The 12,091-nt window shown below is 72.7% G+C and carries 9 protein-coding genes; 6 read left to right on the top strand and 3 right to left on the bottom strand.

The features are described 5' to 3' along the window. Positions 1 to 148: 148 nt before the first annotated feature. Together ACQY0Z_RS03235 and ACQY0Z_RS03230 are read left to right on the top strand one after the other, a co-directional pair. Entirely contained in the window at positions 149 to 1,762 is a 1,614-nt protein-coding gene (locus ACQY0Z_RS03235; protein ID WP_254585325.1) for a succinic semialdehyde dehydrogenase, read from the top strand. Between the two features lie 55 nt (positions 1,763 to 1,817). Next, positions 1,818 to 3,662, top strand: a complete 1,845-nt coding sequence (locus tag ACQY0Z_RS03230) for a GMC oxidoreductase (protein ID WP_439811811.1) — start codon at positions 1,818 to 1,820, stop codon at positions 3,660 to 3,662. 101 nt (positions 3,663 to 3,763) lie between these two features. On the opposite strand, the gene ACQY0Z_RS03225 is transcribed toward ACQY0Z_RS03230, so the two are convergent. Next, positions 3,764 to 4,918 carry an LAETG motif-containing sortase-dependent surface protein gene (locus tag ACQY0Z_RS03225; RefSeq protein WP_439811810.1) on the bottom strand — a complete coding sequence of 385 codons (1,155 nt, stop codon included), beginning with the start codon at positions 4,916 to 4,918 and terminating at the stop codon, positions 3,764 to 3,766. A gap of 252 nt (positions 4,919 to 5,170) precedes the next feature. On the opposite strand from ACQY0Z_RS03225, the gene ACQY0Z_RS03220 reads away from it, so the two are divergent. Continuing rightward, on the top strand, positions 5,171 to 6,391 hold the full coding sequence (locus tag ACQY0Z_RS03220; RefSeq protein WP_439811809.1) for a hypothetical protein: 1,221 nt from the start codon (positions 5,171 to 5,173) through the stop codon (positions 6,389 to 6,391). 368 nt (positions 6,392 to 6,759) lie between these two features. Here the strand turns inward: ACQY0Z_RS03220 and ACQY0Z_RS03215 are convergent, their stop codons facing one another. Further along, a complete protein-coding gene (locus ACQY0Z_RS03215; protein WP_019527909.1) occupies positions 6,760 to 7,056 on the bottom strand; it encodes a chorismate mutase in 297 nt (98 codons plus the stop codon). A 340-nt stretch (positions 7,057 to 7,396) separates the two neighbouring features. On the opposite strand from ACQY0Z_RS03215, the gene guaA reads away from it, so the two are divergent. Next, complete coding sequence (gene guaA, locus ACQY0Z_RS03210; RefSeq protein WP_189898791.1) at positions 7,397 to 8,977, top strand: glutamine-hydrolyzing GMP synthase; 1,581 nt, start codon at positions 7,397 to 7,399, stop codon at positions 8,975 to 8,977. A 19-nt stretch (positions 8,978 to 8,996) separates the two neighbouring features. Here the strand turns inward: guaA and ACQY0Z_RS03205 are convergent, their stop codons facing one another. Then, positions 8,997 to 9,518, bottom strand: coding sequence for a pyridoxamine 5'-phosphate oxidase family protein (locus ACQY0Z_RS03205; protein WP_189898971.1), 522 nt, complete (start codon positions 9,516 to 9,518; stop codon positions 8,997 to 8,999). Between the two features lie 181 nt (positions 9,519 to 9,699). On the opposite strand from ACQY0Z_RS03205, the gene ACQY0Z_RS03200 reads away from it, so the two are divergent. Together ACQY0Z_RS03200 and ACQY0Z_RS03195 are read left to right on the top strand one after the other, a co-directional pair. Beyond that, positions 9,700 to 10,494, top strand: a complete 795-nt coding sequence (locus ACQY0Z_RS03200) for a class II aldolase/adducin family protein (RefSeq protein ID WP_189898789.1) — start codon at positions 9,700 to 9,702, stop codon at positions 10,492 to 10,494. A gap of 199 nt (positions 10,495 to 10,693) precedes the next feature. Further along, positions 10,694 to 11,974 (top strand): hypothetical protein, encoded by a 1,281-nt coding sequence (locus ACQY0Z_RS03195; RefSeq protein WP_189898787.1) that lies wholly within the window; start codon positions 10,694 to 10,696, stop codon positions 11,972 to 11,974. Positions 11,975 to 12,091 lie beyond the last annotated feature (117 nt).

Raw genomic sequence — 12,091 nt, 5'->3', positions numbered from 1 at the left:
CGCCCGGTCGCCGGCGCGTGGAACGCCGGTGACCGCAACGCGCTGATCAGCGGCTTCGTTGCCAGCGTTCACTGGCAATGTGTGAGCCCTGGGTGAATCTGTTACCGACGGGTACACAAAGCGTGCGCCCCGGCATACTCTGCGCCTCATGACGGACGCGCAGACCCGGGAAACGACCGGCACCAACCCCTTGGCCCCCGCCCCCCAGGGCGTACGCACCGCCGCCGACGTGGTGACGCCGGAACTGGTCGCCCAGCTCACCAAGGGCGTGGCGGGATCCGGGCGTACCGCCAACCACACGCCGTTCACCGGCGAGAAGCTGGCCGACCTGCCCGAGTCGACGCCCGAGGACGTGGCGAAGGCGTTCGAGGCGGCCCGTGCCGCGCAGGCCGTGTGGGCGCGGGTGCCGGTCCGGGAGCGCGCCGCCGTGCTGCTGCGCTTCCACGACCTGGTGCTCAGCCGCCAGGCCGAGGTGCTGGACCTGGTCCAGCTGGAGACCGGCAAGGCCCGGCTGCACGCCCACGAGGAGGTCCAGGCGGTCGCCGTCGCCGCCCGCCACTACGGCCGCCGCGCCGCCGCCTATCTGCGGCCCAAGCGGCACACGGGCGCCGTGCCCGTACTGACGAAGGTCACCGAACTCCGCCACCCGCGAGGCGTGATCGGCCAGATCGCGCCCTGGAACTACCCGCTCGAACTGTCCGTCGGCGACGCGCTCCCGGCGTTCGTCGCGGGCAACGCGGTCGTGATGAAGCCCGACACGGAGACCTGCCTCACCGCCCTGTGGGCCCGCGACCTGCTGATCGAGGCGGGACTGCCCGCCGACGTCTTCCAGGTCGTCCTCGGCGAGGGCCCGGTCGTCGGCCCGGAGGTCGTCCGGCACGCCGACTACGTCTCCTTCACCGGCTCCACCCGCACCGGCCGCGAGGTCGCCCAGGGCGCCGCCGCCCGCCTGGTCGGCGTCTCCCTCGAACTCGGCGGCAAGAACGCCATGCTCGTGCTGGAGGACGCCGACCTCGACAAGGCCGCCGCCGGCGCCGTCCGCGCCTGCTTCTCCTCCGCCGGCCAGCTCTGCATCTCCATCGAGCGGCTCTTCGTCCACGAGTCGGTCGCCGACGCCTTTCTGGAGCGGTTCGCCGCCCGCACCAAGGCGCTGCGCCTGGGCACCGCCCTCGCCTACGGCGCCGACATGGGCTCCCTGGTGGGGCAGCGCCAGCTGGACGCGGTGACCCGGCACGTCGAGGACGCCGTCGCCAAGGGCGCCAAGGTGGTCGCCGGTGGCACCGCCCGCCCGGACATCGGGCCCTACTTCTACGAGCCGACCATCCTCGACGGCGTCGAGGCCCCGATGAGCGTGTGCACGGAGGAGACCTTCGGCCCGGTCGTCTCCGTATACCGCTTCTCCTCCGAGGACGAGGCGGTCGAGCGCGCCAACGGGACGCCGTACGGGCTCAACTCGTCGGTGTGGACGAGGAACGCCCGCCGCGGCCGGGAGATCGCCGCCCGCCTGCGCACCGGCACGGTCAACGTCAACGAGGGCTACGCGCCCGCGTACGGCAGCGTGCAGTCCCCGATGGGCGGCATGAAGGACTCCGGTCTCGGCCGCCGGCACGGCTCGGAGGGGATCCTCAAGTACACCGAGGCCCAGACCGTCGCCCAGCAGCGGCTGCTGCCGATGGCGCCGTCGCTCGGCATGGACGACGAGAAGTACGCGGCCTTCATGAGCCGCAGCCTGCGCCTGATGAAGGCGTTCCGTTTCCGCTAGTCCCTCCGCTTCCGCCAGGTCCCCCCGCCGGGTCCCCGTTCCGGCGGCCGTGGCAATGAACGAGAGCTTTCGACGAGGAGAGCACGTGTCACAGGAGAACTCCGCCCCCGCCCCGGACGACGACGGCTACGACTACGACGTCCTCGTCGTCGGCTCCGGCTTCGGCGGTTCCGTCTCGGCGCTCCGGCTGACCGAGAAGGGCTACCGCGTCGGCGTGCTGGAAGCCGGCCGCCGCTGGACCCGCGAGTCGCTGCCGAAGAACTCCTGGGACCTGAAGAACTACCTCTGGGCGCCCAAGCTCGGCATGTACGGCATCCAGCGCATCCATCTGCTGGGCAACGTGATGGTGCTGGCCGGCGCGGGCGTCGGCGGCGGCTCGCTGAACTACGCCAACACCCTGTACGTGCCGCCGAAGCCGTTCTTCGAGGACCCCCAGTGGGGGAACATCACCGACTGGCAGGAGGAGCTGGCGCCGTACTACGACCAGGCGCGGCGCATGCTCGGTGTGCGGCTCAACCCGACGATGACCCCCTCGGACGTGCACCTGAAGGCGGCGGCCGAGCGGATGGGCTGCGGCGACACCTTCCACATGGCGCCCGTCGGGGTCTTCTTCGGCGACGGCGAGGACGCCGACGGCAAGGTCAAGGCCACGCCGGGGCAGGAGGTGCCCGACCCGTACTTCGGCGGGGCGGGGCCCTCGCGGCGGGCCTGCTCCGAGTGCGGCGAGTGCATGACGGGCTGCCGGCACGGCGCGAAGAACACCCTCAACGAGAACTACCTGTACCTCGCCGAGAAGGCGGGCGCGGTCGTCCACCCGATGACCACGGCCGTGTCGGTCACGGAGGACGCGCGCGGCGGGTTCGCCGTCGCCACCCTGCCCACGAACGACCGGCGCAAGGGCAAGGGCCGTATGTTCACCGCCCGCCGGGTGGTGCTGGCCGCCGGCACCTACGGCACGCAGACGCTGCTGCACCGGATGCGCGCGGGCGGGCAGCTCCCGCACCTCTCGGACCGGCTGGGCGAGCGGACCCGCACCAACTCCGAGGCCCTGGTGGGCGCGCAGACCGACGACCGGCGCTACCGCAAGGCCACCGGCGAGCCGAAGGCCGACTTCACCCGTGGCGTGGCCATCACGTCCTCCATCCACCCGGACGAGAACACCCACATAGAGCCCGTCCGCTACGGCAAGGGCTCCAACTCGATGGGCTCCCTGTCGATCCTTCAGGTGCCCTACACGTCCCGCGACTCCGGAACCGCCCGGGTGCTGGGCTGGCTCGGCAACGCGGCACGCCACCCCTTGCTGATGCTGCGCTCGCTGTCCAACCGGCGCTGGTCGGAGCGGACCATCATCGGCCTGGTGATGCAGTCGCTGGACAACTCCCTGACGACGTACCTCAAGCCGTCCGGGCCGGGCCGCGGGCTGCTCACCGCGCGCCAGGGGCACGGCGCCCCCAACCCCAAGCAGATCAAGGCGGCGACCGACGGCGCGTCCGCGCTGGCCGAGGAGATCAACGGCTTCCCCGGCTCCAACGTCGGCGAGCTGACGGGCATGCCGCTCACCGCCCACTTCCTCGGCGGCTGCGCGATCGGCGACTCCCCGGAGACCGGTGTGATCGACCCGTACCACCGGCTGTACGGGCACCCCGGCATCACGGTCGTGGACGGCTCGGCGGTCTCCGCGAACCTCGGGGTGAACCCGTCGCTGACCATCACCGCGCAGGCGGAGCGGGCGATGTCGTTCTGGCCCAACAAGGGCGAGGAGGACCCGCGTCCGGCGCAGGGCGAGGAGTACCGGCGGCTGAAGCCGGTGGAGCCGAAGGCCCCGGCCGTCCCGGCGGACGCGTTCGGCGCGCTGAAGCTGCCGTTCCTGGGGATGCCGGCGGTGCCGCCGAAGAAGTAGCGCCCACCCGGCGCACGACTCAGGGGAAAGGACCTGTGCCCCCCTCCGAGCTCAGGTCCTTTCCCCTTGTCACAGGGGCCGCCGCGATCGGGCGGCCGGGGTCACGCCTCCGCGCCGGCCTTGCGGCGACGGACGACGAACAGCGCACCCGCGCCGGCCACGACGGCGACACCGCCGACCAGGCCGATCACCGGCAGGGCGGAGTTCGAGCCGGTCTCTGCGAGGCTGCCGGTGACCTTCACCTCGCTGACCTTGTCGAGCTCCTTGACGCCGCCGGTCTGCGGCTTGGCGTCGTCGGGGTCACCGGCGTCGGAGCCGGCGGCGAGGATGTCGAAGAAGTAGATCCAGCCGTTCGGGTCGTCGGCGATCCAGCAGCCCTCGGTGTCCGAGTACTCGGCGAAGCCGCCGGTGAGGCCGAGCGCGTCCGGCACCTTGCCGCTGACGGACATCCGCAGCTGGTACGAGACGGACTGGCCGGCGCCGAGCGAGAACGCGGCGAACGTGGCGCCCTCGCCCGCGGCGCCCGCGAGCGTGTTCCACTCGCCGGCGCCCTTGTCGTACACCTGGACCGTGATCTGGCCGGAGTAGTCGCGGATGTCCTCCCAGCCGACCGCGGCGACGCCGATCAGCGGCTTGATGTTCTCGATCTCCTCGTCGCCGCGGTTGGAGACGTCGAAGGAGAACGTGGTCCAGCCGCTGCCCGCGACGATCGTCTCGGGCAGGCCCGACAGACCGCTGCGCAGGTCGTCGCTGAGCTCGGCGGTGCTCTCTCCGTCCTCGTCGACGCAGAGCTCCGGGTCCTCCTCGGCCGGGGTGCTCTCGCCGGCGCTCGGCGAGGGGGAGGCGGTCACCGAGGGCGAGGCGGTGGAGGACGGGGAGGACGAGGCGGAGTCGTCGGCGCCGTCCTCGGCGCCGTTCCCCTCCTCGCCGGTGCCGCTCTCGCCGTCGTTCCCGGTCCCGTCGCCGTCCTCGGTCCCGTCACCGTCCTCGGTCCCGTCGCCGTCCTCGGTCCCGTCGGTGTCCTCGGTCCCGTCGGTGTCCTGCCCCGGCTGTCCGTCCTGCGGGCCGGTGCCGGACCCCGTGGACTCCGTCTCGGCGGGGGCGGTCGTCGGGGCGGTCGTGTCCGTCTCCGTCGACTGGGACGCGGAGGCGGCGGACGCGGGGTCGGTCGCGTGAGCGGCCGGGGCCGCGAGGAGGGCGGCCGGGACTATCGCTGCCGTCGCGGCCGCTGTGGCCAGGGCGCGGCGAAGCTTCATGAAGACCTCGGTGAGTCCGGCGTGCCGCATGGTCGCGGCACGAGTCGAAGAGCGCCTCCGTGTGGGGCGCACGGGTCTGATCCCTGTTGTCGGTGAGTTCGATCACCGAGGGCCCCGGATGGTTGTCCCCGAACTCACACAATCTTTACGTGACGTGGATCACGCGTGAATGGGGTGACCGCTGGACTAGGCTCGCCGCCCACCAAGATCACGTAGATCGCGATTCCCCGCCGAGAGAAGGACCGCCGTCCCGTGCCCGAGAAGCCGTCCGAAGAGTCCCGACCGGCGTCCGCCGCCCCGACGGACGACGTGTGGGAGCAGTTCCTGCGGGAGAGCGAGGCCGGCGTCCCCGCCTCCGCGCCCAAGGAGCCCTCCGCCCGGGCCCGGATGGTGACCGAGCGGCTGCGCGCCATGGACGAGGCCCGGGCCGCGGCGGCCGGCCGGAAGGGCCGCCGGTTCGGGAAGCGGAAGCCTGTGGCGCCCGCCCAGCCGGAAGGCTGGCGTACGGGTCCCGCCTGGCAGGAGATGAACGGCCGGGCCTCGCGCCGCCGCACGGTGTGGAGCGTGGCCGGCGTGCTGACCGCCGCCGCCCTGGCCGCCGTCGCCGTCAACCCGTCGGCCGCGCTGTCCTGGCTGCCCGGCGGACTCGGCGGCGGGGAAGGCACGGAGGCGGCCGGCGCGGAGGCGTCGCCGCTCGCGCCCGAGACCGCCCGCCCCACCGGCGCGCCCGGCGAGGCCGAGGGCATCCCCACCCGGGAGCGGCCGTTCGCCGGGTCCCCGGCCGCGCGCTGGGAGGCGGGGGCGGACGCCATCCGGCTGCCCGAGGCCAAGGCGGTGAACGGTGTGCCGGCCGCCCGGGTCGAGGAGGCGCTGCGCGGCGCCAAGGAGTTCCTGGTCGCCGCCAACCTCGACCCGGCCGTGCTGAAGGGCGCCGAGCCGGTGAAGGCGCTGGCACTGGTGGACCCGCTGGAGGCCGGCCACCTCGCGGATCTGCGGTCCGCGCTGCGCAGCCCCACCGAGGACAACGACCCCGTGTCGACGTTCACCCGCTTCGACCCCCGGAAGGTCGACCTGGTGGGCGAGGTGCGGGTGGGCGGCCGGATGACGGTGGCGCCCGACAAGGAGGCCGAGGGGCGGGCCGTGATCACCGCCGACTACACCTTCGTCTACGGGGTGGCCCGGGCCGGCGGCGACGAGACGACCCGGGTGATCGTCCGCCGGGTGCTCCGGGCGGACGCCGCGGACCTCGGCCGCTACCAGGGCACCGAGGGACGCCTGTGGATCCGGGACCACGCGAGTGAGATAGGCAACGACGACTGCCGGTGGGGCGACGGACTGATCAACCCGTCCTTCTTCAGCGAGCTCAGGACCGCGTCCCCGCAGGCCGGCCAGACGCGCGACCCGTACGACCGCAGCACAGAGGTGTCCCGCGACGGCGACCCGGACGAGTGCGGGGTCGTCACCCGGACCTGATCCGCACGACGGAGACACGCGTCGGCCGGCCCCGGGCGTCCCCGGGACCGGCCGATCTCTCGCGTGACCGGGGCGGCTGTCCCCTGCCTCCCGGTCACCGGTACCGGAACGAGGTCCCACGACGCACGGCACGAGCCGTCCGTCTCATCGCTCCGGCGAGCCACGCGTGATGCTGCTCCGGTCCGCCCCTGGCTGACGCGGACACCGGGACCAACGACCGGCCCGGCCCGCCGGTCACGCACCGGACGGGTGAGAGACGATCCGTACGCCCGTGCCGCGGTCCGTACGCCCGTGCCGTGGTCCGTACGCCCGTGCCGTGGTCCGTACGCCCGTGCCGTGGTCCGTACGCCCGTGCCCGGGAGGCGGGCTCAGATCTTGCCCCGGCACAGCTCCAGCAGGGTCATGGCGAGCGCGGTGCCCGGCTTGCCCAGGGCGTTCCTGTACGTGGCGAGGATCTCCATCTCGCGGGAGAGATTCACACGGCGGCCGCCGGAGGCGATCCGTTCCTTCTGGATCACGGCGGACACCGCCATCCGTTCCTGCACCAGACCGATGATCCGGTCGTCCAGCGCGTCGATCCGCTCACGGGCGTCGCTGATCAGCTCGGCGGCCTCGGGGGTGCGGGCGCCGGTCTTCTCGGTGGGCTCGGTGGTGGCGGCGGTCATGTCGGGGCTCCTCGGTGGACGGGGCCCCGGAGCGACACGGTCCGGTGAAACGCCAGGCGCCCCGGACCTGTCGGCCCGGGGCGCCTGGGAAGTCGCTTGTCAGTTGCTCAAGCAGCACGACCATGGCAGCCGGCGGGCCGGGTGCCATAGGTAAAGAGGAAGGTCGGGTGCGTGAGCATGGGGACATTATGCCCGGTCGGCCCGGTCCGTCCAACGCCCGGCCCGCATGGTGAGACGTGGCAGGGGAGGCCGGCCGTCGGCCGGGCCGGGACGGACCTTCTCGTCGTCTCGGTAGAATCGGGAGGCACAAGACCCCCTCCCCACCGCCGGAAGGCACCTCGTGTCATCAGCGACTCCCGCTGCCAACGCGCCCGACACCGTCCTGGTCGTCGACTTCGGCGCGCAGTACGCCCAGCTCATCGCCCGTCGCGTCCGCGAGGCGCGGGTCTACAGCGAGATCGTGCCGAGCACCATGCCGGTCGCGGACATCCTCGCCAAGAACCCCGCGGCGATCATCCTCTCCGGCGGCCCCTCGTCCGTGTACGAGGAGGGCGCCCCCCGCCTCGACCGCGAGCTCTTCGAGGCCGGCGTCCCCGTCTTCGGCATGTGCTACGGCTTCCAGCTCATGGCGCAGACCCTGGGCGGCCAGGTGGACAACACCGGCGCCCGTGAGTACGGCCGCACCGACCTGCACGTCGCCAAGAACTCCTCCACCCTCTTCGAGGGCACCCCCGAGGAGCAGGCGGTCTGGATGTCGCACGGCGACGCCTGCTCCGCCGCCCCCGAGGGCTTCACCGTCACCGCGTCCACCGACGTCGTGCCGGTCGCCGCCTTCGAGAACGACGAGAAGAAGCTCTACGGCGTCCAGTACCACCCCGAGGTGATGCACTCCACGCACGGGCAGCAGGTGCTGGAGCACTTCCTGTACCGCGGCGCGGGCCTCAAGCCGAACTGGACCACCGGCAACGTCATCGACGAGCAGGTGGCCGCCATCCGCGAGATGGTCGGCGACAGGCGCGCCATCTGCGGCCTGTCCGGCGGTGTCGACTCCGCCGTGGCCGCCGCCCTCGTCCAGAAGGCCATCGGCTCGCAGCTGACCTGCGTCTACGTCGACCACGGCCTGATGCGCAAGGGCGAGACCGAGCAGGTCGAGAAGGACTTCGTCGCCGCGACCGGCGTCCAGCTCAAGGTCGTCGACGCCGAGGAGCGCTTCCTCAAGGCGCTGGCCGGGGTCTCCGACCCCGAGCAGAAGCGCAAGATCATCGGCCGTGAGTTCATCCGGGTCTTCGAGCAGGCCCAGGCCGAGATCATCGCCGACGAGGGCCCCGCGGTGGAGTTCCTGGTGCAGGGCACCCTCTACCCGGACGTCGTCGAGTCCGGCGGCGGCACCGGCACCGCCAACATCAAGTCCCACCACAACGTGGGCGGCCTCCCCGAGGACCTCGAGTTCAAGCTCATCGAGCCGCTGCGCAAGCTGTTCAAGGACGAGGTCCGGATGGTCGGCCAGGAGCTCGGCCTGCCCGAGGAGATCGTCCACCGGCAGCCCTTCCCCGGCCCCGGCCTGGGCATCCGCATCGTTGGCGAGGTCACCAAGGAGCGGCTCGACCTGCTCCGCGAGGCCGACGCGATCGCCCGCGAGGAGCTGACCGCGGCCGGCCTCGACCGCGACATCTGGCAGTGCCCCGTGGTGCTGCTCGCCGACGTCCGCTCGGTCGGCGTCCAGGGCGACGGCCGCACCTACGGTCATCCGATCGTGCTGCGCCCGGTGTCCTCCGAGGACGCCATGACCGCCGACTGGTCACGGCTGCCGTACGACGTCCTCGCGAAGATCTCCACGCGGATCACCAACGAGGTCCGGGACGTCAACCGGGTCGTGCTGGACGTCACGTCCAAGCCGCCGGGCACCATCGAGTGGGAGTAGTCCTCCCCGAGGTCTGAGGTCATGTCCGCTGGAGCGTGCGCACCGGCGCTCCGGGCTTCCAGACCTGCACGACGAGATACTTCTCGTCCTCCACGGAGGTCCGCACGACCTCCGTGACCTCGGTGCGGAAGAGGTGGAACGGCTGAGGCGGTTCCACCTCTTCGGCGTACCGGGCCCGGGTCTCCGTGTCGTCCTCCGGCACCTCGACCGCCCGCCCGGCGATCCGTACGTCGCCGCCGCCCATGGTGGTGCCCTCGCCCGGGTTGGCCTGGAGCGAGAAGCGGGGGTCGCGGCGCAGGTCCAGCGCCTTCATCGACCCGGGCATCATCCCGAACCACAGCTCGCCGTTCAGGAAGCGCACCTCCAGGCCCGAGGTGCGCGGCGAACCGTCCTTGCGGAGGGTCGCCAGGACGTGGTGCGTGTAGGCGGCGAAGCGCTCCTCGACCGTCCGCGCCAGGCCGGGTTCGGCCGCGGCGAATTCACCCCAGGCGACGCCGGCGTCCTTCCGGCCGTCCGTGTCCGTGGTCGTGTCCGTGTTCATGTTCGTGCCCGTGCGCGTGCTCATGAAGCGAGTGTGACCCCGAAACCCGACACCCTCTGTCGGGTATCCGGGTGGTCCGCCGGGTATCCGGCGGATGTCCGGTGTTACGGAACAGAGCTGTCGTACGGCGCGCCCCACGGGTAACTTCCGCCCCGTACGCGAACCCCCCGCGGGAGGACTCATGCACGGGCCCACTCCGCCCCTGCCGGTGCCCACCGACAAACTGCAGTTCGCCATGCCGCCCAGGCACGAGTCCCTCGAGGACGAGCGCAGGCACCGCAAGGAGCGGCTGGCGGGCGCGCTGCGGCTGTTCGGCCGGCTCGGCTACGAGGACGGCGTCTCCGGGCACATCACCGCACGCGACCCCGAGTTCAGCGAGTGCTTCTGGGTCAACCCGTTCGGCATACCGTTCCGGCACGTCACGGTGAGCGACCTGGTGCTCGCCAACCGGGACGGCCAGGTCGTCGAGGGCGGACACCACGTCAACCAGGCCGCCTTCGCCGTCCACGCCCAGGTGCACGCGGCCCGGCCCGACGTCGTCGCCGTCGCCCACTGCCACTCCGTGCACGGCCGCGCCCTCGCCGCCCTCGGCGAGCTGCTCGACCCGATCACCCAGGAGAGCTGCGCCTTCTACGAGGACCACGCCCTCTACGACGCCTACACCTCCGTCACCGTCGACCCCGAGGAGGGCCGCCGCGTCGCCGCCGCCCTCGGCACCCGCAAGGCGCTGGTGCTGCGCAACCACGGGCTGCTGACCGTGGGCGACTCGGTGGACGCGGCGGCCTGGTGGTTCATGACCATGGAACGCTCCTGCCAGGTGCAGCTCACCGCGCGGGCGGCCGGCCGTCCCGTGCTGATCGAGCACCGCCAGGCGGTGGCCACGAGGGAGCAGCTGGGCGGGGACCTGGTGGCGTGGATCAACTACCAGCCGATGTGGCGGGAGATCACGCGGAGCGAGCCGGATCTGCTGGACTGAGCGCGCGTCGTTCCTGCTGGTGGCAGCGCGCGTCAACCTGACGCCTCGAGGTTCACCCGCGGCAACCGGGCCCGGCGGACGGGACGGGCGTGGTGTAGGGCACAATTCGCTCTCGATGCGGGGGAGTTGTCCGGTGGCCGCCGACGGCGGTCGTGGTGTGTCGAGATGTGTCGGGTAGTGCGGGAAGGCGGCTTCGGGCGTGGCGGTGCAGGAGGCGAGACAGGGCGGAGCGGACCCGGCTGCCCACGAGGGCGGCTGCACCTGCGGGGACTGTCCGCACGGGGCGCGTGAGGGGCACAGGCGCGCGGTCGCCGCGTTCCTGGTGAAGCGGGACGAGTACGCCACCGGCCAGGGTCTCCCGGCCGCCGTGGCCCACTCCGCCTCCGCCTCCCGGCAATGGGTGTCCGAGGAACTCGCCCAGGCCGCCGAGGCGGTGGCCGAACGCGGCCGGGCCGAGGGCGCCGCCTGGCTGTCCCGCCTGTGGCGGCGGACGGCGGCCGTCGTCTGGGCCGGGGTCCTCGCGCTGCTGCTGGTGCAGGCGCTCACCGCGATCGGCACGGGCTGGACCTCCGCGCGCACCGCCGGGCTGCTGGCCGCCGTGCTGGTGGCGGGGGCGCTCACCGCGGCGTCCTGGTTCCACCGGGCGCGCGGCGGCGCGCTCGCCCCGGTCATCGGCGAGGACAACCGGCTCTCCACGTCCCGCGCGGTGGCCGGCTCCTGGGTGCTGCTCGTCGCGTTCGCCGTGCTCGTGCTGGTGGGGCGGCTCGCGGCCGCCTCCGACCACCGGGAGCGGGACGCGCTGATCGACGGCCTGGAACTCGCCCGCGGCGCCGGTGTGGTGACCGTGCTCGCCGTGGTCTGCGGGATCGCCGTGCTGGTGCGCCGGGTGGTGGGGCTGCGGGTGCAGGGGCAGCGGCTGCAGAAGGTGCGCGCCCACCGGCCCAGGGCGGCCGACCTGCTCACCGACGACTCCGGACGCGGCAGCTTCGCCGACATCCAGTACGTCGTCATCAACGCCGTCGCCCTCGCCTTCGCCGCCGTACGCCTGGCCCGCCGCCCCGACCAGCTGCCCGACCTGCCCTGGGGTCTCGCCGTGGTGGTGCTGGTGTCGGCGGGCACCTATCTCGCGGGCAAGTACGCCGAGGGCGGCCGTCCGGTGATCCTGTCCGTGGTGCGGGCCCGGGAGGCCGGCGACCTGGACGCTCCCATCCGCACCGGCGACGACATCGAGATCCGCGGCACCGGTTTCGTCCCGGCCGGGGCGCAGGGCGCGGACCGGCTGGCGCGCATGGTGGTGCGGGTCGGCCCGGTGAACGTCCACGTGCCGCTGGTGCCCGTGGTGGGCGGCTTCGACAACCCGGCCGACGACCTGCTGACCGTGCCGGTCCCCGCGGACGTGGAGCCCGGCCGGGTCGACGTGCAGGTGGTCACCGCGGCCGGCGTGGAGACCAACCGGTACACCATCGACGTCACGGAGTGACCTCAGGAGCGGACGTCCTGGCGGGTCGCTGTCGCTTCCCTGAGAAAACGCTGTCGACCGGGTGCATCCGGCGCCGATTGCCGTACGTTCGGTCTGTCCAGGTGGGCCCGGAGTCGA

The sequence above is a fragment of the Streptomyces sp. P9-2 genome, assembly GCF_051903975.1.
In the GTDB taxonomy this organism is placed as follows: Bacteria; Actinomycetota; Actinomycetes; order Streptomycetales; family Streptomycetaceae; genus Streptomyces; species Streptomyces cellulosae.
This window is presented reverse-complemented; position numbering and strand designations above follow the sequence as displayed.